Below are 26,744 nucleotides of genomic sequence, written 5' to 3' on the forward strand. Positions count from 1 at the left end.
GTTGCCGGCCAAGAATCTGGCGAGAGGTCCAGTCTGAAAAGTGAAGATCTATGATCGCGGGCAACAGGCATAACAAGTGTCGGAAGAATAGCAAACAATGCTCGTTGAAGAAAGATGTTGACAGCCGTCTTGGCAGTGCAATAGTGTTTCTGTCGATTTATCTGTGAACTTTAAGTCGTGCCGAATAACGATAGAACCATTCGGGTCGATAGAAAAGTAAACGATTCCATTCTGCTGACCGGGAGTGGTTTCCGCAAATAAAGAATGCAGTCAGATAGACCAAACAGTTGCGCTAACCCGGATAGAGAGACAACAGCCGCTTAACCAATACGTCAACCAGCACGACGAGAACGCCAATTCATCCAGGGGTCCGCTCCGAGGCAAGACTCGCCTCGCGAAGGTCTCTGCTTGCTCGCGAGCGTGGACGTTCACGCTTGCGGGCGAATGCCAACTCGCCGTAAACGGTGACTAATGCAATGCAAGCACCTCTTCAATGAGGGCAATGAAAACACAAGAAAAGTTCGATCTTGAAGGAGACATGATGCGAGATAACTTATCAAGAATTAGCCGGTACGTGAGAATGGCAATTCTTGGAGCGTTTCTGCTGTCAATGACCAACATGAGTTTTGGGCAGGATACCAATGCCTCTCTCAGTGGAACGGTGACGGACCCGAGCAATGCGGCTATCCCAGGCGCGAAGCTGACGATTACCAACCAGGCAACTGGATTCGAAGCTAATGGTGAAGCGGACGCCCAGGGCGAATATACATTTCGCAACCTGACGCCAGGTACCTACAACCTGTCGATATCTGCGCCGAACTTCGAATCAACCCTGCAAAAGGGAATCGAACTAGCGCTGAACCAGGTGGCACGCGTGGATGTTCACCTGACGGTCGGCAAGTCTGACCAGACCATTACGGTGACGAGCGACGCCTCGCTCATCAATTATGAAAACCCGACGCTTGAGGGCGGTGTAAGCCCCGAGACGCTGAAGGATATGCCGCTCACCATTTCGGGCATGCCACGTTCGTCGATCGGCCTCGCGCTCTTGATGCCCGGTGTTTCGACGGGCAGCAGCGGAAACGCATATGAAGCTCGTGTCAATGGCGGCATGGTGACAGGCGATGAAGCGCTGCTGGACGGCGCAACCATGACCGAAGGCTTCATGAACCAGAGTGGCATGGTTTCTCTCTACGAAGATTTCCAGATGTCCCCGGATATGGTGAGCGAAGTCCATGTGCTGACGGCCAATTACGAGGCCCAGTATGGGGCCACTACATCGGGGCAACTTATCGTCCAGAGCAAGGGTGGCGGCGAGCAGTTTCATGGCGCTGCTTTTGAATACCTCCGCAACGACAAATTGAATGCGACCCAATATGGGGCCACGGTTGTGGATGGTCATGTTGTCAAGCCGAAGGACAAGGAAAATAACTACGGGGCGAATATTGGCGGACCTGTCTATCTTCCATGGCTGCACGGCGCGAATTCGTCCAGGAAGGCATACTTCTACTTCAACTGGGAGGCATATCAGGACCATGGTGCGCCCGTTGTAACGCCCTTGTCCATTGCTTCCTTGAATGCTCGACAAGGCAACTTCAGTAACTACAAGGACAGCAGCGGCAACCTGATCCCGCTCTACTACCCTGTTGTGATGGACCGGACGAATCCTCTGTACAACTATTCCGGTCAACAGATCTCCCAGAACATCATTGATCCATCGATTTGGTCGCAGATCGAAGATCCGATCGCGAAGGCGTGGGTCGCCGCCATGCCGACACCAACCAACAACAACGAACTAAACAACTATCTGCCGAGCAATGGCGGGCAAGGCTCGTTGACCAACGCTGAAAACGTGTACATGACGCGCGAGGATTTCAGCTTCCGGGACAGCGATCACTTCTACTTCACCTACTGGCGGCAGTATTCCCAGCCCAACCTCAACACGTCGTTACCGAAGGCCTTATCCACGGCACAGCCGGCCAGTCCCGAGAATGCACCGGTGTCGCGTCTTAACTGGGAGCACACTTTCTCGCCTGTCCTTACCAACCACTTCACTTTTGGTTATTTGAATCGCAATGAAGGCTACTATGCGCTGAACGCGGGTTCGAACCTGCCAACAGTCGCGGGTGTGGCGAATGGCGATCTGCCGGAATTCACTTTCAGCCAGTACTCGCAGCTTGGCGACAATTATGGCGCGTCCGGTAACAGTAGAACAGAACGCCCGACATGGGCACTGAACGATGTGGTTACGTACGTTAGGGGCAAACACACCTTCACTTTCGGCTACGAATGGCGGAATGCGGGCGGCAACATTCGCAACGCCACGAATCAAGGCGGCACATTTGGTTTCTCTCAGAGCACTACCGGCATAGCAGGCACGAATTCGGGTGACGACATGCTCGCCTTCATGTTGGGCGCAACGTCCTCCGCGAGTGTGGAGTTCGTGAATGTCAAGAGCACTTATCCCCGCCAGTTTGGCTCGGCGGCTCACATTTCGGATGCATGGCGCGCCACTCCGAGGCTTACCTTCAGCTATGGCATTCGCTGGGATTACATCGCTCCCTCGGAAGACAAGAACAACCACTTCTCGTTCTTCGATCCGAACGGCGCCAATCCTGATGCGTGCAACACGGTGAATGGCTCGACAACGTGTCTGCCTGGTCGGTTGGCCTTTGCGGGCAACGGATACGGCAGCGCCAGCTTTGGAGCCCGCTATCCGGAGAATCTGGACCTCTACAACTTCTCGCCCCGCGTCGGTTTTTCGTACTCTCTGGATCAGGCCGGTAAGACGGTTGTTCGAGCAGGCTATGGCATTTACTACGGGCAAGCATTCTATCCGGGCTGGGGCGGCGGTATGAGCCTCGACGGCTTCAACACGGATGCTCAGGTATCGCAGATAGGAGTCGGGACCTCGGCAGGTACCACGGCTCAACAGCCACAGATGTATCTTAGCCATACCGGCTTTACTCCGTTTGTTCCAGCATCAACTTCAAATATTTCTTCCGGTGCGGACAACGGAATATCGCCGCTTTACCGTCCAGAGGACGCTAACCGCCGTCCGTATTCGTCGCAGTGGAACCTTACCGTAGAGCGAGAGTTGCCGAACAACTTCTTTGTGAGCGCCTCCTATGTGGGGACGAAGGGCACACACCTGCCCTCGGACAAGAGTCCAATCAATGTCATCGATCCCTTCACTGGGACCTTCAACACTCTTGCTTCGACGCCGGTTATCGGCGCCAACGGGACACAGGTGTTGGACACCGTGCTTAAGGCCAACTACAACGCAACTGTCGCTGCGAACGGCTATGATGGCCCGACTGTCTTCGCACAGAATGGCATCAGTCAGCAGCCGTACGCCGGCTGGGCTGGGCAGCTTCTGAATTGCACTCCTACACTCGCGCAAGCCCTGTTACCGTACCCGCAGTATTGCGGTAATCTTCAGGGAGAGAATGAAGGACATGGCAACTCAATCTACAACTCCTTCCAGGGCCGAGTGGAACGCCGCTTCAGAGATCACTTCTATGTCCTCGGATCTTTGACTCTCTCCAAGATGTACACCGACGCAACCGACACCACGCAATCTGGTAATGACGGATCGGGCGGAGACAAGATGTTCTCGCCCTTCAACATCAAGCCGCTGCGCGCCCTGGCCGAGGACAACACCCCGATCACCGGTTCGCTCGCCTTTGTGTATGCCTTTCCATTCGGACGCGGAGAGCGATTCCTGAATTCAGGACCGCTGACCAGCGTTGCCAGTGGTTGGAGGATCGCCCCGATTACACGGTATGAATACGGCATGCCGTTCTCATTCCACTCGAATAGTTGCAATGTGGTGAGCCAGACTCGTCAAGGCTGCCTGCCCGGAATTCTTCCCGGTCAGCAGGTGCTGATTCACGGCCGCAATGGCTTCGATCCAACAAAGAACGGTGGACAATACATCAATCCGAATGCCTTCGAGCCCGAAACAAACTTCTCCAAGTTTGGATACACGGGCTATGGCTCCGGTGTAACGACGATTTACGGGCCTAACTTCCGTGATACGGACTGGTCTTTAACGAAAGACACGAAACTTGGGGAGAAGATTGCTTTCAAATTGACCGCAAACTTCTTCAATGGGTTCAATAACCACTACTTTGTCAACCAAGGCAACAACACCGGCGCGTCCTACGCCTTTAACACGACGGTAGGCGATGCCCAGTTTGGTCAATGGAACGGTTCGGTATCAACGCCGCGTACGATCCAGTTCGCAGGGCGTCTGGAGTTCTAGGCGTATTCGTTTCGGGGAAATCTGGCAAGATGCCACTCGGCGGACAAACCAGTCCGGCAGAGTGGCATTTTTCTCTTTGCGGAAGTCTTCATCGCGCGGCGCGAATGGGAAGTTAATCCAACTGCGGATACGCGGGTTTGCAGCTATGGTCTTGACGGTGCGGCAGGGGCCGAGCCGCTGTTTGAGTTCGAATGTAATTTGAGATACGCCTGAACCTCTTGTTGGGCGGCGTCCGCCTTGCCAAGCTTTTTATAGATACGCGCGAGGGCCAGATGTGGCTCAGCGTAACGATTGTCGAGCGCTGATGCCCTTTGGAGTTCGTCGACGGCCATATCCAGGCGCCCAATATCCTCAAGGACGCTTCCAAGGCGATAATGTGCCGGCGCGAGCTGCGTATCGATTCTGAGAGCCTCATGCAGATTCGCTTCGGCGTCTTTGAGCTGGTTGAGCGACTGCAGCGTTACGGCTAGATTCAAGTATGGCCATGGCGAGCGATGCTGCGAACCGCGATCCAGTTCGATGGCCTTCCTGAAATTGTCGACGGCCAATGCGTTTTCGTTTTGGGAGTAGTAACAGAGTCCGAGGTTGTCATAGGCACGCGCCATTGTGGGTGATAAAGTCACGGCTCTTTGAAAGTTCTGAATTGCATCGGCATAGTGTTGCGCATCGTAATCAAGTCGACCCAGCCAGTACGGATACAGGGCTTCTTTTGGCTGCTGAGCGGCGAGCGATACGAGGACGGTTCGCGCCCAGTCCGGATACCCCATGCGAATGTAAGCCATGGCCAGCGAGAAGCGAAGCGATGGCGCAAGCGGGGTGATCGCCTCCGACTTCTTCCAGGCGATGGCGGCGCTGAGGTAGTCTGAGTTGAGGAAATAGATGTCGCCAGCAAAGTCGAGCAGGTGAGCCGTGCGAAGCGAGTGGGGATCGCGTTGAATTTCCTCAAGGAGAAGTTTTTCTGCGGTCACATAGTCGCGAGCAGATACTGCATTGCTCAACTTCGCAGCTCGTTCGGGCATCAGTCCAAGCGAAGATGCAGGGGAAATTGTCGGAGCGGGTTCGTCCATCGTAGATGGAATTGATTGGCAATAAATCGGCAGTGCAAGGCGATGGAAGAGAGAAAGAACGAAAAGGGAGCCGAAAAGCATCTTACCGTTCCGTGACATCATGATGGATAGTTTATTGGTTGCGAGGGGGCAACGGATAGTGCCAACACGCTGCCGGGAGCGCGTGCTGCTCGCTGCAATTACACGTTTGAGAGCAACGCTCCGCATCGTCCTGCCCTTGTTTGGGGTTGCGGTCCTCTTGCCGGCTGTGGTCGCGCAAGGCAGTGGCCAATCATACCGGCAAACAGTGCTGTCGATCCAGGAGCATATCAAGGAGAACGATCTGGATGGCGCCCGGGAATTGATCGCCAACGCAACGAGGCAGTTTCCGGCGGATGGAGGCATTGAGAATCTGTTGGGAGTGGTGGAGATTCAGCAGGGGCATGCTGATCGCGCGAAGAAGGCGTTTTCGGTGGCGATACGGCATAGTCCAAAGCTGGTGAGCGCTTACCTGAATCTTGGCCGAGTGATGATGCAGGATGTTGCCGGCGATTCAAAGGCACAAGAGGAAGCGCTTCGTGTCTACGAGAAGGCACTTCAGATGGAGCCTGCCAATGCGGAGGCAAACTACAATGCGGCAGTGCTTCTCATGTGGGCGAAGAGTTATCAACGCTCGCTTGATCGAGTGATGAAGATGAGCGCTGAAGATCGCCGCCAGGCAGGAGAGGAGGCTTTGGTCTGTGCCGACGAAGCGGGGCTAGGAGATAAAGAGGCGGCGGATCGCGCCGCAGCAGCTTTGGTTTCAAATCCCGGATTGACGGAACAGACTGCGCTGGAGATTGCCCCGACGCTGCTCACGGCGCAGCGTGGGGATCTGGTGGAGTCGACTCTTGCTGCGGTCGCAGGAGTCCGCCCACTCTCAGCCGAAGGGTTGCGTGCTAAGGGTCTGGCGCAGGAGATGGACGGAAAGAGTAAACTGGCACGCACTACGCTGGAACTCGCGTATGACAAGGACCCGTCATCCGAGGGGCTGCTCGTGGATTTGGCCAGCCTGGCGCAGGGGGAAAAAGACTACCAAGGAGCGCTAGGATACTTGGCTCACGCGCGCGATCTGCGGCCTCAGGATGCGAGTCTTGCGTATCAGTTTGGCGCAATCTGCCTGAAGCTGAATCTGCTGGGCGAGGCGCGTAAGGTTCTGGGAGAGGCGGTCAAACTCGCGCCAGAGAATCCGCAGTACAACTTCGCCATGGGGACGGTCTCGTCGTATGCGCAGGACCCAACCGAGGCCCTCCCTTATCTGGAAAAGTATCACGCACTACGACCGGCAGATACTGCGGGCATCCTGGAGTTGGGAACGACTTATTTTCGGGCACGGGAGTTTGAGAATGCATCGAGTTGGTTGAAGCAGGCGGCGAATGATGATGGCACGGCTGCCACGGCGCATTACTACCTTGGCCGAATTGCGCGGCAAGAGGGAAACCTGGAGGAAGCCGCCGCTGAATTATCCCGATCTTTAGCATTGAAGGCCGATCAACCGGAGGTGCTGGCAGAACTTGGTCAGGTGTACGTCTCGAAGAAGAAATATGCTGAAGCAGAGTCCGAGCTCAGCCGGGCTATCGAACTCGATCCTGACAGTTATGCTGCAAATTTCGGTCTGCTGCAACTCTATGCCCGCACGAGCGATCCGAGAAAAGACGAGCAGTCAAAGCGTTTCGATGCGATCAAGGACAAGAATGACGAAAAGTATCGTGAAATGATGCGTGTGATTGAAATTGTCCCGCAGGGCGAGGCCAGGAAATAACCTGAGTGTGTCAGGCGAAGCGTGTGCGAAGTGTCTCGCGCAATATCTCGATCTGCAAGCGAAGTAGGCGCGTCTACTTCATGACGCTCAATGCTGCATCGAGAATCTGCTCCAAATCTCCAAATCTCGCGTCGTAGTCACTCAAACTACGGCGGATTACTTCCAGTGCATCTTCACGGCCGTAGGTGTGGGTGATCTCGCATACACTCGAGGTCGAGCCGGGAGCCTGCTTGTAGGTGAGGAAGTAGTGCCGAAGGCGATCGAGCATCGATTCGGGCACGCTTGCGATGTCCTTCCAGGAACCATAAGTAGCATCACTCTTCAGGACCGCGATGATCTTGTCGTCGGCCTCATTATCGTCCACCATCCGCAAACCACCGATCGGGATGCATTCGACGAGAATGTTTCCGTGCTGTATCGGCCGATCCGTCAGAATGCAAATGTCGAGTGGGTCGCCATCTCCCTGAAGGTTACGGCCGGTCTTCTCAGAAGAAAAGGCAGCCACGCCTTCTCCGCAATAGGTCTGCGGAACGAAACCATATAGTACTGGGCAGATATTGGAGTATTTTTGCGGTCTATCGACTTTCAGATATCCCGAAACCTTGTCTATCTCATATTTCAGAGTGTCCGACGGTACCACTTCGATAAAGCACTGCAGGATTTCGGGTGCCTGCTCACCGGGAGAAACACCGTGCCATGGATGTGGTTTGAAGAGAACGCCGAGTAATTTCCAGAGAGGCTGTGTAGCATTCGTCACTTCGCTCGACCTTTGAGAAAACTCCGGGGGGAGTAATCGGTAATTTTCACTGCGAAACGGTAGTATACTCTCGGCAACTGAAATGTACAGGGCCAAATATCAGGAATCCGGAGTACTGCAGATGGGTTCGCCGGGCCGATCCTTTCGACCATTATTGCTGTTCGCCGAACGATAGTAATTTGTGAAGTTTGGAATCATCTTGCATAGTTGCGAGGCGACGGGATATCTTTTCTTCGACGGTCATGAAAAGCCACGGAGCCAACGAAGCATACGCGTAGAAATATCAAAGTACCTGGCAGTGGCAGATTCCGCATGTTGTGAAGACTGGCGAAAAGTGATGTGGCGGGAGTGTCCTGCCACCTGCTTGCGGTTGCAGCAATCCCGGCTTGCCCGCCGAAGTGGCAGGATGTGATAAGGCGTGAAGATTCTGCTCGTTGATGATGATCCGATCGCTCGCAGCATACATTCGATGCTGTTGAGTGTGCAGGGCCACGAAGTTCTGGAGGCCGCTGACGGTGAATTGGCCTGGCAGATGGTTAAGGAGGGTAACATCAGCTTTGTCGTGAGCGACTGGCTGATGCCGAACTTGGCTGGAGTAGACCTTTGCAGGAGAATTCGCGCTGCTGATTTTGATTGGTATGTGTATGTCATCCTTTGCACCTCCAAAGGAGCTAAGTCCGACCTTGTCGAGGGGATGGACGCGGGGGCGGACGATTTTCTGGTTAAGCCGATAAGTCCCGAGGAGTTCCGCGTCAAGGTTAGAGCAGGTGCGCGGGTTTTAAGTCTTCAGCAGGGACTTACGGACAAGAATCGTGAACTTGCCAGGATCAATGGTCAGCTTCAGTCGGCGCACAAACTGGTGGAAGATGACCTCAAGGCGGCGGCCTGGATGCAGCAGAGGCTTCTTCCTCAACCGGCTCAAGAGGTTCGCGGGCTCAAATGCGAATGGCGGCTGGAGCCATCGGGTTATATTGCTGGAGACATATTTAATCTCTTTTCTCTAGATGACACCAAGATAGGGTTCTATCTTCTGGATGTTTGTGGGCATGGAGTTCCTGCGGCAATGCTCTCGGTAACTTTGAGCATGATGCTTACTCCCGATGCGACGCAGGGAAGCCCTCTCAAACGCTATAACCGAGCGACTGGATTATCGGAGGTTTTATCTCCGGCAGATGCAGTCCATGAATTGAATAGGCGCTTTCAATTCAAAGATGACAGGTACTTTACGATGATTTACGGGATGTTCGATATTCGCAATCAAACGTTGAAGATTGCGCAGGCGGGACATCCCGGACCGGTCCTCATTAGACAAGGTGCCGAGCCCGAAATCATTGGTTCCGGAGGCATGCCGATTGGACTCTGGCCTGCAATTGATTTCGACTTCTTCGAGTTATCTGTGCGCCGGGGCGACCGGATTTTGCTCTATTCCGATGGGGTGACTGAGGGGCTGAATGAACAGAGTGAAGCGTTCGGGGAACAGAGGTTGTTGACGTATATTCGAGAGCGCGGATCGCAACCGTTGAAGGAATTGCTGGAAGGTCTTTTGGCGGAGCTTAAGAACTGGTGCAGCCCGGTCTTTGCAGACGACATCTCGCTGCTGGCTATTGAAATCGCGGAAGATCGGCGGCAGTGAAGATATGGAATCGGCTGGGATATAGCGAGTAGCTCGGAAAGAATGGAGGAGATTATGAAATTCGACGAAATTGCAATCGGAAGCGTATTGGTGGTGAAGGTGTTATCGAGCCGAGTTACGGCCGATATAGCGCCAAGTTTCAAAGCGGGCATTATTGACTATGTGAACAAGGGCAACCGCAAGATTGTTCTCGATTTGAGCGACGTGACTTTCATCGATTCGAGTGGCCTGGGAGCATTGATCGGTTGTCTCAAGGCCATCGGCGACGATGGCGCATTAGTTCTGTGTGGGGCTCGCGATGCCGTGGTGAGCATGTTCAAGTTGACTCGCATGAATAAGGTATTCCATATGTATGGCAGTCAGGAAGAAGCAGTATCTGCTCTTTCTTAGTCAAAGGGGGCTCTTGTGCCACGGCTCATGCTCTCCATCAATAGCGATCTCGAGGATGTGTCGCTGCTCGCTGTTGCGATCAACAGAATCTGTTTCTATCTTGGGCTTGGCAGTCCTCGTTCGAATGAGGCCGAGTTGTGTGTCGTCGAAGCGGTGACGAATGTCATTCGGCATGCGTATCATGGCGAGCCCGGTCATGCGGTTGAGGTTGCAGTCAGGACTGGGACAGATAGCGTGATATTCGAGATCAGGGACAACGGAACTCCTATGACGACCAAAGAGGCGGAAGTCCTGACGGATGGCACGAGAAGAGTTGAGTTTGAGCCATTGAACAGAGAGGCGCTCGCTGAAGGCGGAAGAGGTCTTCAGATTATTCATGACCTGATGGACGAAATTGCCTATGCCGCCGATGGGGAAAGGAACCGCCTAACGCTCACGAAACGTATTTATGATGTCATCCGGGAGTGAGTCTGGTACCTTATATCGAAAACGCGTAGTCTTGGCTGCGTCCAGGCGCGCTTTCGATGCCGTTGGAAACAGAATTATCTCTCCAGGTTCAACACCAGAAAAGCCGGATCTCTTTTTCGACTAACTTTGCATTGTGAAAGGTTACGCCAGACTTCACTCATGTTTCGACGCCCCATGTCGCTTTGCTGGCTGGTCGAGTCTTCGCCGCGCGTGCTTGTTATCTGGCGGTTCGCCGCAATCCTGCTCGTTTTTGGGTGCATTTTTTCCCGCGAATCGCACGGGCAATGCGCAGGGATCGCGACGACTCCTGCCTCTGCCGCTGATTGCGCGCGGCACGCAGTTCCGGTCGACCGGGAAGCTGTGCTCGATCCCGCGCATACTTATTCTCTTGCTGAACTGATTGATATTGCCGAAGGGAATAACCCTCAAACGCACATCGCATGGGAACAGGCGAAGCAGGCCGCCGACAGGCTGGGCATTAGCCGAAGCGCATATTTTCCTGTTCTCTCAGGATTGGCTGCGTTAGCGGATGAACGAACCATAGAGCCTTTTCCTGAGCCGCTTGCCCCGCGAGGCTATGTGATGGTGGAGGTGCCGGCGGCGGTGCCGGAACTCACTCTCGATTACCTCATCTTCGATTTCGGGAAACGAGAGGCAAAGGTGGATGCCGCGACTGCGGAGAAACTAGCGGCGGGAGCAAACTTCATTCGAGCGAACCAGGAAGTGGCATTTCGTGTGGCATCGGCGTATTACAAGCTGGTCACCGCGCAGGAGCGGCTCGTTGCTGCCCAGGAGACGCTTAAGACTGCGCAGACCACCCAGGACGCGGCAGAGGAGCAGTTGAAAAATGGGCGCTCTACGCTGCCGGATGTCCTCAATGCGAGGGCCGAGACTTCGCAGGCGGTATTTGATATGGAGTCGGCCGACGGGGATGAGAAGATAGCCCGTGTTCTGCTGACGGAGACTGTCGGAGCTGAGCCCTCGCCTAACATTGCGATCGACGGACAAGAGAAGGCTCCACTGCCGCAGGTGCTCACGATGTCGATCGACGCGCTGATCGATCGCGCGATCGCTGACCGTCCTGACCTGATGGCCCAGGCCTCGGAGATACGCGCCGCAGAACAAGAGGTGCGTGAGGCGAAATCGGAGTATTTGCCGAGCTTCGCACTTTCCGCAAACGGGGCGCAGACTTCACTCTGGCCAACGGTTGATTACGGCAAAGTGGGCCAGGTAACTGAGCCGACCTGGTCGGTGCAGCTTGGCGTCCAGTGGCGGCTTTTTGATGGTGGCGCCCGAAAAAATGCCCTGGCCCTTGCGCGCTCGAAAGGTCGCGAAGCCCAGGACGAGATGCGAGAGAAGCGCGATGAAGCTACCCGCGAAGTGTGGACGGCGTATATCGGCTTTCGTACAGCAATGCGTAAGCAGCAAGCGGCGCAGGCGCTGCTTGAATCGGCAAATTCTTCGTATTCGGCTTCGTTGGATGCTTACAAGTACGGCGTGAAGAATCTGATCGATGTGGTTACGGCAGAGAGGCAACTGGCGCAGGCAAGGCTTTCCGGAGTTTCTGCCCGCTCGGATCTCTTCCTGCAGGCTGTGGACCTTGAATTTGTTACCGGGAATCTCTTGCGAAAGCAGCCGCCTGCGACGCAAACACAGGATGGTACGAAGCCATGATCCAGAGGAACATGACGGCAACAACAAAAAAATTAGTTGTCGCCGTCTCGACGTTTGCGGTGAGCTTGATTTGCAGTGGATGCAGCCGCGCGCCTTCGGTGGATATTCTTGGGTCTTTTTTCCCGGTGTGGATGATATGCCTCACCACATCCGTGATTCTTATCTTCGGAGTGCGGTATCTGCTGGTGCGCTACAAGGTTGAGCAGGACGTAGGTCCGCTGGCTCTGTTTTATCCAAGCGCAGTTATTCTTCTCACCTGCCTGATGTGGCTCATCCTTTTTCGCTAGGGGTCGTGTATGACTACTGTTGATACGGAAAATGATGTTCTCAAGCGCAAGCGGCTTGGGCGCAGGATCGGCATTGGAGTTGTCGGTGGCGCAGTTCTGTTGTTATTGCTGGCCGTTTTGTTTACGGATATCTATCCTCGTACAGATGATGCCAGTGTAAGAGCGAACTACATCGGGATCACTCCGGAAGTCAGCGGGTTATTGGTGCAGTTGCCGGTCAAAGACAATGCCTACATCAAAAAGGGCGATCTTCTCTTTGAGATAGATCCTCGACCTTATCAATATGCGCTGCGGCAGGCTTTGTCCGATCAGGAAGCTCTGGAGCAGCAGATCATCGATGAGGAGCGCCGAATCGCCGCAGAGCATAGCGCGGTGGAGGCGGCGCAGGCGGGATTGCATCAATCGTCTACAGGAGTTAAGACAGCAGGCAGCACCATCGATGTTTCCAAGGCGACCGTGGTTCGAGCGCAGGCCGCATTAACAGCAGCCGAGGCGCAACTCAAGCTTGCGAAGAACAATGTAAATCGCATTGAGCCGCTTCTGGCGAAGCAGTATGTAACCGTCGAGCAAGTCGATCAGACTCAGACTGCGCTTCGTGTCGCGCAGGGAAACTACGACGAGGCACAGGCAGCGCTGGTGCAGGCGCAGGCTCAGGAGACGCAGTCCGTGCTGCGGCAGCAGGAAGCCGACGCCCTGGCTGCCGAGTCGCAGGCAAGGCTTGGCCAGGCGATTCATACTGTCGATACTGTCGAAACATTGAAATCGGAACGCCCAGCAAGGGCTTCGAAAGTGGACAGCGCAAGACTCGATCTGGAACGCTGTCGCGTAGTGGCCCCGTTCGACGCGTATGTCACCAACATGAATATCTCCGAGGGCGCGTATGCGCATCCGGGCGTGGCGCTGTTCACGCTGATTGATACACGCACATGGTGGGTCGTTGCGAACTATCGCGAATCCAAGCTGAAGCATATTCACCTTGGTTCGCATGTGGATGTCTACCTTATGGGGCATCCCGACCGGAAGTTTTCGGGTGTGGTCGAGAGTATTGGCTACGGTGTATTTCCGGAAGACGGTAATGTTGCGCAAGGACTGCCGAATATCGATCGCACTCTCAACTGGGTTCACCTGTCATCGCGATTTCCAGTGCGGATTCGCGTTGAGAACCCAGATCCATTCCTGTTTCGAATAGGTTCGACAGCTGTCACGGTAGTGAGGTAGCGACGATGGCAACAACCATCGCCAATCCTAATGCGAATGCGGCCGAGACTTGGGCGCGAAGGATCTGGCTTGATCTGCAGCCTACGCCGGGACGGTTGAGCGCATCTTTGCGCATCCTGCTGGCTTCGCTTCTCACGCTGATTTTTTTGCTTGTATGGCAGATTCCTGCTCTATCGATTCCGCTTTATTTTGTCTTTATTATTGGGCGAGACAGTCCTTCTGTTTCATTGCGCTCCGGTGTCCTCACCCTGTTGACGCTGGCCGCTGGCGTTGCAGCTGAACTGAGCCTCGTTGCGCTTTCTGATAACAGTCCTGTAGCGCGCGTTCTCGGGGTGGCAGTGGTCTCGTTCCTGGGCGGGATGTTGGTGCTGGCGGCGTCAGTTCCTACGTTGGGTTCGACCTGGGGATTAATCTTCTGCACGCTGATTTCGACGTGGGAAAGACATGTTTCCGAGAATACGCTGGTCAAGGGCTCGTTATGGTTACTGGCTGGAGCTTCCGTTGCCGTCGGATGTGCGATTGCAGTCGAATATGTCTTCGGCGCGCGCCATCCCGCGAGGGCGCTGATCGAGGAACGACGCAATCGCTGGCGGGCCCTGGTGGCCATGTTTACGCTGTACGCGCAGGGTGCGGAGCCAGAGGTGCTGCAACAGGCTGTGTTGCGGGTAGCGCGTCTCGCCGTGGCGGGTCAATCGGAAATGCAGCGGCTGTACAATGCCATCGTCGACCGCAATCTGGATTTCGGGTCATTGCCTATTGGAGCGCGGGTGCGCATTACGATGCTGGCGGAGTTGATGGATGTCTCAGCCGCCTTTGGCTCTCAGACCCCAATCGCGGATGATCCGAAAATTCAACACCGTTGTGCGCAGATTGCCACGGAGTGCGATGCGCTTCTTCACGATGAGGTTCCACAGCATGAGGACTATATGGCTCCCGGAATGGAGACCAATCTGACGCTGTTGGATCGAGTTGAGGGCAACCTGCATGTGATCGCGTCGATGCCGCACGATTTCAGTCCCGAACGCGACAGAGAACTTGTCGCGCTTCCGACAAATAAGGTTCCGTTACTGATTCCAGGAGCTTTCAAAGACCCGAATACATGGGCGTTCGGTCTCAAAATCAGCCTTTGCGCGACGCTTTGCTACATCGTCTATTGGGCTGTGGATTGGCCTGGGATTTCGACTTCGGTGATCACTGTGTTGGTTGCAGGCCTGGCCACCACGGGCGCGATTAAGCAGAAGTTTGCCTTTCGGCTGGCTGGGGCATTGATTGGCGGACTCATCCTGGGGTTGGGATGCACGGCGTTTCTGTTTCCCGAGATGGACTCGATTACTTCGCTGGTTGTGCTGGTCGCTATTGTCGCGTTCGGATCGGCGTGGATCGGGGGCGGGAGGCAGTTCAGCTATGTTGGTCTCCAAATTATCTTTTCCTTCTATCTGGTGGCCTTCGAGGACTTTCAGGCTCCGACGCAGTTAGCTCCAGCTCGCGACAGGTTGATCGGAATTCTGCTTGCTTTGGGAGTGATGTGGATTGTCTTCGACACGATGTGGCCTGTGCGAACTGTAACTGCAATGCGGCGTGCTCTTGCCTCAATCCTGCGCAGTGACGCCGAGCTTTTTCGAACTGAACTGACCTCAATCCCTCATGAGGAACTTATCCGGCAAACGGATGTGCTGCGTGATCGCATTGGCAAGACGATGGCTGCCATTCGCAGCATGAACGATGCGGTGGAATATGAGTTTGGCCTGGATCGCCAGAAGCATATGGATACCGCGGTTCACATACTTCGTTCTGCGCTGACGGCCGTAGCCCTTCTATGGAATGAACTGGCAGTTCTCCACAAGGAAGAGGATGCGGACTTTCTGGTTCAATCCAGCCTGAGGGATTTGCGCCGGAAACTGTCGGATCGATTGGACCAGCTTGCCGCCTCGGTAGTGGAAGAATCCGCGGTGTCTGCCGGGCAAGTTGCCTGCGAGGCAGATGCGGAAATCCTGGGGAATCCTCGCTATGGTGAATATGCGCGCCACGTGATCGCGCGCTATGAGGAATTGCAGAGCACATTGGCCGGCCTTGAATCGGCGCGCTGAGGTCTTGGGAATGAACTTTATGCTCTCTCCATCTCTCCGCAAGAAACGTCAACTTTCAACAGTCGTTGCAAATCCAATCGAGTCAAGCATGAGTATCATCGGCAATTGCCGACCTAAGCCCGGCATGGAGAAGCGGATATGGCTGAAGTTGAAAAATATGATGTCCTCGTTCTAGGCAGCGGAGAAGCTGGCAAGTACATCGCGTGGCATCAGGCCTCTGCCGGAAAACGCGCTGCGGTAATCGAGCGCAGATATGTCGGAGGATCCTGCCCGAATATTGCGTGCCTGCCAAGCAAGAATGTGATTCACAGTGCGAAGGTTGCCAGTTATGTTGAGCGCAGCGGCGAATTTGGCGTGGTGTTCGACACACCTCCTGAGTCGCACATCGATATGGTTCAGGTGCGGGAGCGCAAGCGGGCGATGGTGGAGGGCCTGGTGCAAATGCATCTGGGCAATTTCAGGAAGAGCGGCGCGGAGATCGTGATGGGATTTGGCCGCTTTGTTGCGCAGAAAACGATCGAAGTGGCGTTGCAGGATGGTGGAACCAGGCTGCTTCACGGAGAGATGGTCGTTCTTAGCACCGGCAGCCGCACGAGAATGGAGGTCATCCCTGGACTTGCCGAAGCTCAGCCGCTTACGCATATCGAAGCGCTGGAACTCGACGTCGTTCCGCAGCAATTGTTGATTCTTGGCGGCGGTTTCATCGCTCTGGAGTTCGCGCAGGCGATGCGGCGTCTTGGAAGTTATGTCACGGTTGTCGAGCGCCACGAGAGGCTTGCACGGCGCGAAGACCCCGATGTGTCGGAGGCTCTCGAAAAGCTGTTTGCCGACGAAGGAATCGATGTCATCACCGGTGCAAATGTGATCCGGGTGAGCGGAGTCTCCGGAGAACGCGTTCAACTTATCGCGACTGTCAACAACGCTGAGATTACTCTTGAGGGTTCGCATCTGTTGGTCGCAACCGGTCGAACGCCCAACACGGAAAACATCGGGCTTGAAGTGGCGGGTGTTGCCACGACTGTCCACGGGCATATCCAGGTCAACGAGCGGCTTGAGACAACGGCGCCGGGCGTGTGGGCAGTCCGCACTTTACGCACATCGCCTTCGACGACTTTCGCATCGTGCGGGATAATCTGGCGGGCCGTCATCGAGTTACGACAGGCAGGCAGGTTCCGTCCTGCGTGTTTACCGATCCGGAGCTGGCGCGCGTTGGACTGAATGAGACTCAGGCCAGGGAGCAGAGCATCGCCTACCGATTGGGTAGGATTCCGATGGAAGCTGCGCTGCGCACACGCACACTCGCTGAAACTCGCGGATTTCTAAAGGCGCTGGTTAGTACTGAAGATGATCGCATTCTGGGTTTTACCGGCTTCGGCGCAGGCGCTGGGGAATTGCTTGCTCCGGTGCAGCTTGCCATGAGCGCGGGCCTGCCATACATGGCGTTGCGCGATCTGATTCTGACTCACCCTACGCTGTCGGAAGGTCTTGTTGCGCTCTTTTCGACTGTGCCGCGGCTATAGGGTTTCTACGGCTGGCAGGCGTGCCGCTTCGGCGGCGATGCTGCGGAGTGTTGGCAATACGGCGCCGAGTGCAGATGGTGCTGCGTTGTGGGTGCCGAGAGAAAAGTAGACGTTGCGATACGCGTTATAGAGCCGCTCATAGACGGCGACAGCCGCCGGTTGAGGTTCTATGGTGCGGAACGGAAGACAGACTGCTTCCTGCGCGGCCTCGATTGTCGGGTAGACTCCGGCGGCGAGCAGTGCAAAGATTCCGGAGCCGAGGCTTGTCGGCACGCCTGCGGGGACCAGAACCGGCTTGTTGAGCACATTCGCGTAAACCTGGTTCAGCACTTCGTTCTTTTGCGGAATTCCGCCGGCGTTGATCACCCGTTCAACGCGGACGCCATGCTTAGCCATGCGTTCCAGAATGATGCGGGTGTGAAATGCGGTGCCTTCGATGGCCGCAAACAACTCGTCCTGCGCGGTATGGAGCAGGTTCCAGCCCAGGGTTACACCGCCTAGTTCGGGATTTACGAGCACAGTGCGGTCGCCGTTATCCCAGCTTAGCCGCAGGAGGCCGGTTTGGCCTGCGCGATAGCTTTCCAAACCCTGCGAAAGCGCCGATACGGTGCTGCCCGCGCGGCGCGCGATTGCTTCGAAGATATCGCCGGTCGCCGACAGGCCTGCTTCGATGCCGGTGAAATCCGGATGCACGCTGCCAGGTACGACGCCGCAGACGCCGGGAACCAATTCCGCCTCTTTGGCCATGGCAATGATGCAAGTTGAGGTGCCGACGACGTTGACTACGTCGCCCTCACGAATGTGCGAGCCGATGGCGTCCCAATGGGCGTCAAAGGCGCCTACGGGAATCGGGATTCCTGCGTGCAGGCCGAGTTCTGCCGCCCACTTGGGCGAGAGGTGGCCTGCGATGTGGTTGGATGTTAGAAACTCGCCGCCCAGTTTGGCGCGCACCCCGGCCAGCAGCGGGTCTACCGATACGAGGAACTCTTCGGGCGGAAATCCGCCCCAGCGCGGATTCCATAGCCATTTGTGGCCCATGGCGCAGACGCTGCGTTTGAGGTTCGCGGTTGAAGTTACGCCGGAGAGCGTCGCCGCGACCATGTCGCAGTGTTCGAGAGCTGTCACGAATTCGCTGCGCCTGGCCGGGTTGTGGCGTAGCCAGTGCAGCAGCTTGGCAAAGCCCCACTCATGCGAGTAAACGCCTCCGCACCAGTCGATTGCTTCGAGGCCCGCTGCGTGTGCGCGCGCCGTAATCTCCTCAGCCTCGGCCTTCGCTCGGTGGTCGCACCAAAGGTAGTATTCGTCGAGCGGTTCGAGGCCTTCGCCGACGGGAATTACGCTGGAGCCCGTGGTATCGAGGGCGATGGCTACGATGCCTGCGCCGGCCACGCCAGTCTCTTCAAGCACCGCGCGTGTGGCGCGCACCAGCGCCTGCATCTGATGGTGGTGCGATTGGGTGGCGAAATCCGGGTCTTCGCGACGGCGATGCAGCGCATACTCGGCCGATGCCGTGCCGATCGGACCTTTCTGGCTGTGAACCAGGGTAACGCGAACACTGAGGGTGCCAAAGTCAACGCCGGCAACGATAGGCATAGCAAACTCTCCGAGAAAACGATTACTGGAGCTTCCCGAAGTCTAAATTAATTGTCCGTACTTGTCATGAAGTAGACAGGATCGGCTAAGGCAAACGTAGTAACTGTTACGAAGGGTACTACCTTTGCGTGCCCATTGCGCCATCGACAAAAAGAAAAGCCGTAGCAAGATTAGAGATAGTTGAATGGCTTCTAATCCTGCTCGGCACAGATACTCAGGACCAGATCGGGTTTTGCCGGATGGCATCTCCACTCAACGAATCGTCAATCGGGTCCGCAGCCTAGTTTCAGTTGAGTCGCGGGAAGATCAGGAGGGTCCTTCATGAACGTTTGCCGCGGATCGTTGCTCAAGCCGAAGCCTGTTTTGGGGCTGCTCGCTGTACTCTTCACGTTCGCTTCCGGCACCGGTATTGCTTCCGCGGCCACGACCATCAAGATTTTGCGCGGCGCAGACCAGCAGACAACCTATGGAGCATCCTTTCCGGATGCGCTGGTGGTCTGGGTCACGGATACTGTTACGGAGCGTGCTGTAACCGGGCTTAAAGTGGACTTTGTGGCAGGAGCGGGAATCGGCCTGACCTCGACTTATGCCATCACGGACGAGTACGGCCTGGCTTCTGTTTCTGCAAGCGGTCTTGGGGCCGGCGATTCGGAAGTTAGTGCGGAGGTTGCGGGCATTCCTGGGACGAAAGTTACTTTCTATAACCTTGCTGTCAATAAGGCGCCGCTCTTCGTGGTTCCCGGCGATCTCAGATCGGTTGTGGGCAGTCCGATTCCGCCTGCGACGAGTTATCGCTTCAAGGGATTTGTGAACGGCGACACGGAAGATAGCGCGCAAATCACGGGTACTCCTGTTCTTACGACGACGGCTACCGACCATAGCCCACACGCTAACTACGCGATCAAGGGCAACGTTGGAAGCTTGTCAGCACCTAACTATACTTTCGTGCCTGAATTCGGAACCCTGGCGATCCTTGAGAGGCAGACATGGGACGGGCTTGCTTCCGGCGACGCGGCTGCAATAGAGGCGGCCGTCATCGAGCCGTCGGCCATCGAAGGCGAGAGTCGGGTGCATACGGCGTTTCTCGGACAGCTTGAGAGCTTGACGATGGTGCAGCCAAACTTCATTGCGGGACTCCGCGGCGAATCCGGCATATTTGTTCGAGCGGCAATCTGGTCAAATCCTGTTGCTTCTTCCGCTTACACGCAGAGTCTTCCGGCTCAGACTGCGATTGAGAATGTGCCGTTGGCTAACATGACAGCTTTGCCAACCTTTGCGGCCGGAATGCGAATCGGTTCGGACGCACCAGTGCATTCGGTGGTTTTGCCCCACGTTGTAACCGCCTCGACCCTTGCGAAGAGTTCCAGCACAAGGTCTGCAATACCGGCTGTCGTATCGGACAGTCGAAAAGGTTCGGATGCGCCTGTGCGGGCTGCTTTCGTCTCTAAACCGTCGATCGTTTCGGTAGCGGTGCAGAACTCCAACTCGGGACAGGCCATCCGCAAGGCATTTAATCCCCCCGGAAACGAATAAGCATCGGTTCGTTGGCGTTGCAAGAGACGTGCGACGCATTCGAACTGACGAAGCAGGCCGCCACGCCTGGAGATGCGCGGCGGCCTGTGATCATTTGCGGTCGAATTTCCGATCCTATTTTCGGTTCTATTTTCTGTCCAGGCGGAAGGCAGCAGCCTGGAAGTCACCGTGCAGGTCGAGATCGACGCCGTGATTCATCCACCACGAGCCGCTGGCTTGCGCCGGGGTTCCGGGTATGGCCTTGCCTTCGATGCTTGTCAGAGAATATTCCGCAGTGGGGTCAAGCCCCAGCAATTGCAGACGTGGAAAGCCGCGTTCTTCCTGCGTAGAGTGAGCGAAAGCGAAGAAGACAGCCTGCGACTTGTCCGGCGAGACTGTTTCCGTTGCTGAGAATTCGCTTCCGTTGGTCGGAGAAATCAGCCGGTAGAGGTCGCCCTGGGTGATTGTCTTTTGCACCTGATGGTACGCGGCTATCAGGCGTTTGGTAGTCGTCAGATCGGCATCGGACCACTTGTTCAAGTTCCCGCCGATGCCCAGCGAACCTTGCATGGAGACAAGCATTCGATAGGTGACTGAGGTCGTGCGCCCGTTGAGCCAATGTGGCGAATCGGTTACCCAGGCCATCATCACCTGCACGGGATAGGCGCGCGTGAAGCCATCCTGCTGGGTTAGCCGGTCGAGCGGGTCGGTGTTGTCCGACGGCCAAACTTCGTCGGTGTAGTGCAGTATGCCGAGATCGACGCGGCCACCGCCGCCAGAGCAGCTTTCTATTTCCACTCCAGGATGCTTCGCGCGTAACTCAGCCAGGATAGAGTAGAGATTGCGCGTGAACTGGACGTAAACCTTCTTCTGTTCCTCTGGCGGAAGCTGGTCCCAGCCGGGCTCGCTCCAGTTGCGGTTGTAATCCCACTTGAGAAAGGCGATCTGGTTTTCGGAAAGTAATTTGTCGAGGAAGCCGTAGACGTAATCGCGCACGTCCTGGCGGGCGAGATTCAGTACGAGCTGATTGCGCTGTTCCGTGCGCGGTCTGCCGGGGAAGTTCAGCACCCAGTCGGGATGTTGGCGATAGAGATCGGAGTTGGGATTGACCATCTCTGGCTCAACCCAGAGTCCGAAGTCCATTCCGAGTGAGTGGACCTTGTCGATCAGAGGCTTCAGCCCGTTGGGAAATTTTTCCTTGTTCACATACCAGTCGCCGAGTCCGGCGTGGTCTGTTTTGCGCTGGCCGAACCAGCCATCGTCCATCACAAAGCGGTCGATACCGAGTGCGGCGGCTTTTTCGGCGAGTGCTTCCTGTCCGGCTTCGGTCACGGCGAATTCGGTCGCCTCCCAGGAGTTGTAGATGACTGGTCTGGGCTTCGGATTGGGTCCTTCAGGCAGAATGTGGGAGACGGTGAAGTGATTCAGCAGTCGCGATGCGCCGCCAAAGCCGTGATGCGAATATCCGGCGTAGAAGACCGGGGTTTCAAGCTTTTCTCCGGTTTTGAGCTGGTAGCCGAAGTCGAAAGGGTTGAATCCGCCAGTGATGCGGACCTTATCGATCTGGTCCTGTTCGACGACGATGCGCCAGGAACCGCTCCACGCGAGTGCTCCGAACCAGGTTTCGCCGTGTTCCTCGTCGGCGTCGCCTTTGCCGATGGCAAACCACGGATTGGCTTGATGGCCGGTCGTTCCGCGCCGGCTTTCGAGCACTCGTTCCCCAGCCTGGATCGTCTCCCGATTCAGGGTCCATTCGCCGGCCCAGCGGCCAGTCAGGTAATTGAGGGTGTAGTGCGCAGGGGGCAGAGAAAACGACGCTGCCGCGGCCTGTTCGATCATGACCGGCTTTGGCTCGCTATTCTCTATAGTTGCCGAACGCGCGAGGATGCCGCTTTCGGGATCGATCTTGTAGTGCAGTGTTACCGTGATCGCACGGCTGATGTCTTTGAGCGTGATTTCGAGGGAATTCACGTCGGGCTTGGTGCTCGAAACGTAGTGCAGCACGAGGTCGCGATTGCCGTCGGCGAAGGTGACTTTAAGCGCTGGTTCCTGGAAGAGTCCCGCGCCCCAGCCGGCATATTCTTGCGGCGTGTTGTTGTAAGAGGAGTCGAAGGATGCCAACTCCTTTTCGGGGTGGGCCGGAGGGACCGCATCCTGTGCACTGATGCGTCCCCCCCAGTAAAGCTGCTGCAATTCTCCGCGCTCATTGACGCCAAATGCGTAGGTTGTGTCTCCGCCATCGAGGCGAAAGACGGGCTGCGATGGGGAGGAAGACTCCGGCTGAGCGAAAGCCTGGGTGCAAAAGGCCAGGAACGCCACGAGCGGCAGGGCAACCGAAATGGAAAGGTGGGTCTTTGGAAAGGTTTTCAAATTGCGAGGATTCATCAAGCACTTCTCCGTTCCGAGCCATGCTAACACCCGGTGCATCGACTTCAGAAAAGCCAAGGGACGGAGGTCGCCGTCTGGCGCTTCTTCCGCCCCTTGTGTCGAGATTGTCCTCGTACCTTTTGTTTTACTGCAGGGTTGCCGTCGACTGGTCCAGACTCGGATAGTCGGTGTAACCCTTCTCGCTTCCACCGTAGAAGGAGCTGCGGTCGGGCGTGTTCAGCTCGGTATTTCGCCGGAATCGCTCCGGAAGATCTGGATTGGCGATGAACAGCCGTCCGAAGGCCACGGCGTCCGCGTAACTCTCCGCAATGGTTTCCTCGGCAGTCTTCGCAGTGTAACCACCTGCCGAAATCAGAACACCGGCGAAGGCCTTGCGGAAGATGTGGGAGGTTCGTGGCTGGGAGTCATCGATTGGCGCGCCTGCGCCGGCAGCGCCAACCCTGGGTTCGACCAGATGCGCATATGCGATTTCGCGCGCGGAGAGCTGCTGCAAGACGTAGCTGAACAGGGCAACGGGGTTCGAATCTCCCATGTCTCCGAACTTGCCGTAGGGCGAGAGGCGTACGCCGACGCGTGCTTTGCCCCAGACCTCGACAACGGCATCAACCACTTCGAAGAGCAGGCGGGCGCGGTTTTCTATGGAGTCGCCGTAGGCGTCAGTGCGGTGGTTGGTCTTGTCTTCGAGGAATTGATCTAGCAGGTAGCCGTTGGCCGAGTGAACCTCCACGCCGTCAAATCCAGCGGCTTTGGCGTTTTCCGCGGCACGGCGATAGTCGGCAACGATTCCGGGAAGCTCACTTGTTTCGAGCGGGCGCGGCGTTTCGAAGGGAACCTGCTGGAAATCGGCTGTGAATGCCTTTGAGCCGTCGGCGGTCACAATGGCGGATGCGGAAACTGGCAGTCCTGTTTCGGGGTGGAGCGAGGTGTGGCTGGCGCGGCCGACATGCCAGAGTTGCAGGAAGATGAATCCGCCTTTAGCGTGGACGGCTTCGGTCACCAGCTTCCAGCCCTCGACCTGCTCGGCGGAATGGATGCCCGGGGCTGCGGGATAGCCCTTGCCCTGCCGCGAGATCTGCGTTGCCTCGGAGATCATCAATGCTCCCGGCGAGGTGCGCTGGCTGTAATATTCGGCATTGAGATGATTGGGGATATCGCCAGGTTGCGTGGACCGCAGACGAGTCAACGGCGCCAGCACGACGCGGTGCGAGAGATGCAGATCCCCAACTTTGAGGGGAGAGAAGAGGCGAGGATAATTCGACATATTTGGTAGATGCTCCTGGGGCGGTCGCGATGCAGGATCGATCAGTCGGCCAGAGTTCGTCGTGAGAATTCATAGGAACTAGGCCGGAGTCGCCGCATACCATCGTTTTGCCGATTGATATACTGCCCCCACGCGAGGTTGGTTTTTCGCGAGGGCGTAACGGATCTGTGAATACTCTTCCCCTGCTGCTGATCGTGCTGGGCGTTTTTGTCGTAGCTTACCGCTATTACAGCGCGTTGCTCGCGTCGCGAGCCTTTGTGCTGGACGACCGCAACATTACCCCGGCACATCGATTCAAGGACGGTCATAACTACGTTCCTTCGCCGAAATGGGTGGTCTTCGGGCATCATTTCGCTGCCATTGCGGGAGCGGGCCCGCTGGTGGGTCCGACTCTTGCTGCCCAGTTCGGCTTCGCTCCGGGGTTGATCTGGCTGGTCGCGGGAGCGGTGCTTGCCGGGGCGGTGCAGGATCTGACCGTGCTGATAGGCTCGCTGCGCCACAACGGCAAATCGCTGCCGTACATCGTGCAGCGCGAGGTTGGTCCGGTCACAGGGCTGCTGGCGATGATCGCGGTGCTGCTGATTCTGATTGTGGCCATGGCAGGTTTGGCGATTATCGTCGTCAGCGCGCTGAGTCAGAGCGCGTGGGGCGTCTTTACCATCGGCATGACCATTCCCATCGCCATGGTCATGGGTGTCTGGATGTTCCGCAGCAATCGCGGACAAGTCGTGGTTTTGGGGCCGTCGATCTTTGGAGTCATTGCGCTGGTTGGCGTACTGATCGGTGGCCATGGGATCGCAAGTTCGAGCTTCGCTCATCTGCTGCTTTTCAGCGGCCACCAGATTGTGCTGCTGCTCTGCGCTTACGGCTTTCTGGCTTCGGTGCTGCCGGTCTGGATGCTGCTGGAGCCGCGCGACTATCTATCCACTTACGTGAAGCTGACCACGCTTGCTGCGCTTGTCATCGGCGTCTTGGTTGTTCATCCTAATCTGCAGTTTCCTGCGTTTACGCAGTATGTGCATGGCGGCGGCCCTGTAATTCCCGGCAAGCTTTTTCCGTTTCTCTTTGTGACAATCGCTTGTGGCGCGATCTCCGGCTTTCACTCACTGGTTGCTTCGGGAACGACGCCGAAGCTGATCGATCACGAGACGGACGCGCGCTTTATCGGCTATGGGGCGATGCTGGCTGAGTCGCTCGTTGGCGTGCTTGCGCTGATTGCGGCTTGCTCAATGGCTCCGGGTGATTACTTCGCTATCAATGTGCCGCCAGCGCTCTTTGCGCATCTGGGAATGCATACGGTAAATCTGCCGGAGTTTTCGCGCGAGGTGGGCGAACAACTGGCTGGGCGAACGGGCGGCGCGGTGAGTCTGGCCATCGGCATGGCGCAGATATTTCGTGGACTGCCGGGGATGAAGGCGCTCACGGGCTACTGGTATCACTACGCAATCATGTTCGAGGCGCTGTTCATTCTGACCACGATTGACGCAGGGACGCGCGTGGCGCGGTACCTGATGCAGGAGCTGATGGGCAAGGTATACAAGCCGCTGGGGCGCACGAACTGGCTGCCGTCCAACCTGCTTGCGACCGGGATCATTGTTGCGAGTTGGGGATACCTGATCTGGGGAGGAACGATTGCTACGATCTGGCCGCTCTTTGGAACGGCCAATCAACTGCTGGCTTCGATTGCTTTGGCTACGATGACGACGTGGCTGGTGAATCATCGTAAAGCCGTGTATGCGTGGTGCACGATGGTGCCTGCGCTGTTTGTGCTGGTTACGACGGTTTCGGCTGGTGTGCTGTCGATCAATAATGTTTTCTGGCCAATGGCGATGCATCCGGGAAGCGAAGTTCAGGGCTGGATCGAAACCATCCTGCTGGCGATCTTCATCGCCGGAGCCATCGTGATTGTGGGCTCGGCGGGCGTCCGCTGCATTCGCACGCTGCGAGGAGTCGCGCCGCCCTCCGAAGAATCTATCGCTAATGAGCCGGGGAAGGTCTCGCTGGAGCCGGCTGCGCCGTACCGATGCTGTTAGGCACGAGACTTGCGGACATTTTTGTTACGCTGGTCTTTTCGCTCACGGGCGTCGCCGGGACCGACGCGTCGATCCGTTGGCCGAGCCATTGAACAATCAGCGAAATGCGTCGGTTTGACGGATCCATCGGGCTGTCTTTCACGCGGAGCAGTTGATCTGCGTAGCCGCGCACTTGGGAAATCTGACTCTTGCCGACGCCGTCCTGCTGCAGAAGCCGCCGCGCTGAATTGGCTCGGTCCGCGGAAAGCTCCCAGTTCGTGTAGCCGCCGTCATTCGAGTAGGGTTGCGCGTCCGTGTGGCCTTCGAGAAGCAGCTTGTTGGGCAGCGGCTTAAGCTGTCCGGCAAGCATGGTCAACAGCTTCTGCCCGCTTTCGCTTAGCTGGGCGCTGCCGCTTTGGAAGAATGTCCCGTTCTTGTCCTCGATCAGCTCGATGCGCAGTCCTTCCGGGGTAATCGTGATTTCGATCTGCTTGGCCAGCTTTTCCAAATCCTTCTGGGCGCTAATGGCCTTCTGAATCTGCTCTTTCAGCTTCTGCGCATTTTGCTTGTCGATGGGAATGTTGTCATCGTCTCCCGTTTTGGTTGTACCGGTCTGCGCCTGCGAACTTCTCGGGTCGCGGAAGTAGCCGGCCACGGCCTGCTTTACCTTCACGTTGGAGTTCAGCAGCCAGAGGACGATGAACAGCGCCATCATTGCCGTCACGAAATCGGCATAGGCTACCTTCCAGGCTCCGCCATGATGGTGCCGGTGCCTGCTTACCTTCTTGATCACGATGATGGTTGGCTTGATTGGCATGGCTGGTCGGATT

At 56.4% G+C, this 26,744-nt stretch carries 19 protein-coding genes; 13 read left to right on the plus strand and 6 right to left on the minus strand.

Translation table 11 applies throughout. The features are described from left to right. Positions 1-610: 610 nt before the first annotated feature. Positions 611-4,267, plus strand: a complete 3,657-nt coding sequence (locus tag OHL23_RS08755) for a carboxypeptidase-like regulatory domain-containing protein (protein WP_263351396.1) — start codon at positions 611-613, stop codon at positions 4,265-4,267. 143 nt (positions 4,268-4,410) lie between these two features. Here the strand turns inward: OHL23_RS08755 and OHL23_RS08760 are convergent, their stop codons facing one another. Further along, positions 4,411-5,265: a tetratricopeptide repeat protein gene (locus OHL23_RS08760; RefSeq protein WP_263351397.1), complete on the minus strand. Its 855-nt coding sequence runs from the start codon at positions 5,263-5,265 to the stop codon at positions 4,411-4,413. A 208-nt stretch (positions 5,266-5,473) separates the two neighbouring features. Here OHL23_RS08760 and OHL23_RS08765 point away from each other — a divergent pair, with 208 nt between their 5' ends. Beyond that, entirely contained in the window at positions 5,474-7,114 is a 1,641-nt protein-coding gene (locus tag OHL23_RS08765) for a tetratricopeptide repeat protein (RefSeq protein WP_263351398.1), read from the plus strand. 73 nt (positions 7,115-7,187) lie between these two features. Here the strand turns inward: OHL23_RS08765 and OHL23_RS08770 are convergent, their stop codons facing one another. After that, the gene (locus OHL23_RS08770; RefSeq protein WP_263351399.1) at positions 7,188-7,871 is read right to left on the minus strand and encodes an inorganic pyrophosphatase; all 684 of its coding nucleotides are present in this window, start codon (positions 7,869-7,871) and stop codon (positions 7,188-7,190) included. 418 nt (positions 7,872-8,289) lie between these two features. Here OHL23_RS08770 and OHL23_RS08775 point away from each other — a divergent pair, with 418 nt between their 5' ends. The 9 genes from OHL23_RS08775 to OHL23_RS08815 all read left to right on the plus strand — a co-directional run bounded on the left by OHL23_RS08775 (position 8,290) and on the right by OHL23_RS08815 (position 17,148). Further along, on the plus strand, positions 8,290-9,504 hold the full coding sequence (locus tag OHL23_RS08775) for a PP2C family protein-serine/threonine phosphatase (protein ID WP_263351400.1): 1,215 nt from the start codon (positions 8,290-8,292) through the stop codon (positions 9,502-9,504). Positions 9,505-9,558: 54 nt separating this feature from the next. Then, on the plus strand, positions 9,559-9,894 hold the full coding sequence (locus OHL23_RS08780) for an STAS domain-containing protein (RefSeq protein ID WP_263351401.1): 336 nt from the start codon (positions 9,559-9,561) through the stop codon (positions 9,892-9,894). Positions 9,895-9,909: 15 nt separating this feature from the next. Continuing rightward, complete coding sequence (locus OHL23_RS08785) at positions 9,910-10,362, plus strand: ATP-binding protein (protein WP_263351402.1); 453 nt, start codon at positions 9,910-9,912, stop codon at positions 10,360-10,362. Between the two features lie 159 nt (positions 10,363-10,521). Beyond that, positions 10,522-12,036 carry a TolC family protein gene (locus OHL23_RS08790; RefSeq protein WP_263351403.1) on the plus strand — a complete coding sequence of 505 codons (1,515 nt, stop codon included), beginning with the start codon at positions 10,522-10,524 and terminating at the stop codon, positions 12,034-12,036. A gap of 11 nt (positions 12,037-12,047) precedes the next feature. Continuing rightward, positions 12,048-12,323, plus strand: coding sequence for a YtcA family lipoprotein (locus tag OHL23_RS08795; RefSeq protein ID WP_263351404.1), 276 nt, complete (start codon positions 12,048-12,050; stop codon positions 12,321-12,323). A gap of 9 nt (positions 12,324-12,332) precedes the next feature. Beyond that, positions 12,333-13,541, plus strand: coding sequence for an efflux RND transporter periplasmic adaptor subunit (locus OHL23_RS08800; RefSeq protein WP_263351405.1), 1,209 nt, complete (start codon positions 12,333-12,335; stop codon positions 13,539-13,541). A 5-nt stretch (positions 13,542-13,546) separates the two neighbouring features. After that, positions 13,547-15,628, plus strand: a complete 2,082-nt coding sequence (locus OHL23_RS08805) for an FUSC family protein (protein WP_263351406.1) — start codon at positions 13,547-13,549, stop codon at positions 15,626-15,628. A gap of 138 nt (positions 15,629-15,766) precedes the next feature. Further along, complete coding sequence (locus OHL23_RS08810; RefSeq protein ID WP_263351407.1) at positions 15,767-16,846, plus strand: dihydrolipoyl dehydrogenase family protein; 1,080 nt, start codon at positions 15,767-15,769, stop codon at positions 16,844-16,846. Continuing rightward, the gene (locus OHL23_RS08815; protein WP_263351408.1) at positions 16,810-17,148 is read left to right on the plus strand and encodes a hypothetical protein; all 339 of its coding nucleotides are present in this window, start codon (positions 16,810-16,812) and stop codon (positions 17,146-17,148) included. The genes OHL23_RS08810 and OHL23_RS08815 overlap by 37 nt, the downstream gene beginning before the upstream one ends. Here the strand turns inward: OHL23_RS08815 and OHL23_RS08820 are convergent. Further along, a complete protein-coding gene (locus tag OHL23_RS08820; protein ID WP_263351409.1) occupies positions 17,143-18,741 on the minus strand; it encodes a ribulokinase in 1,599 nt (532 codons plus the stop codon). The genes OHL23_RS08815 and OHL23_RS08820 overlap by 6 nt on opposite strands. Before the next feature lie 321 nt (positions 18,742-19,062). Here OHL23_RS08820 and OHL23_RS08825 point away from each other — a divergent pair, with 321 nt between their 5' ends. Continuing rightward, complete coding sequence (locus OHL23_RS08825; RefSeq protein WP_263351410.1) at positions 19,063-20,274, plus strand: MBG domain-containing protein; 1,212 nt, start codon at positions 19,063-19,065, stop codon at positions 20,272-20,274. Between the two features lie 126 nt (positions 20,275-20,400). On the opposite strand, the gene OHL23_RS08830 is transcribed toward OHL23_RS08825, so the two are convergent. Beyond that, the gene (locus OHL23_RS08830; RefSeq protein ID WP_263351411.1) at positions 20,401-22,638 is read right to left on the minus strand and encodes an alpha-galactosidase; all 2,238 of its coding nucleotides are present in this window, start codon (positions 22,636-22,638) and stop codon (positions 20,401-20,403) included. 127 nt (positions 22,639-22,765) lie between these two features. Next, positions 22,766-23,902, minus strand: coding sequence for an alkene reductase (locus OHL23_RS08835; RefSeq protein WP_263351412.1), 1,137 nt, complete (start codon positions 23,900-23,902; stop codon positions 22,766-22,768). A gap of 167 nt (positions 23,903-24,069) precedes the next feature. Here OHL23_RS08835 and OHL23_RS08840 point away from each other — a divergent pair, with 167 nt between their 5' ends. Beyond that, complete coding sequence (locus OHL23_RS08840; RefSeq protein WP_263351413.1) at positions 24,070-25,935, plus strand: carbon starvation CstA family protein; 1,866 nt, start codon at positions 24,070-24,072, stop codon at positions 25,933-25,935. On the opposite strand, the gene OHL23_RS08845 is transcribed toward OHL23_RS08840, so the two are convergent. Further along, positions 25,880-26,731, minus strand: a complete 852-nt coding sequence (locus tag OHL23_RS08845; RefSeq protein WP_263351414.1) for a flagellar motor protein MotB — start codon at positions 26,729-26,731, stop codon at positions 25,880-25,882. The genes OHL23_RS08840 and OHL23_RS08845 overlap by 56 nt on opposite strands. Positions 26,732-26,744 lie beyond the last annotated feature (13 nt).

The sequence above is a fragment of the Acidicapsa acidisoli genome (genome assembly GCF_025685625.1).
Classification (GTDB): domain Bacteria; phylum Acidobacteriota; class Terriglobia; order Terriglobales; family Acidobacteriaceae; genus Acidicapsa; species Acidicapsa acidisoli.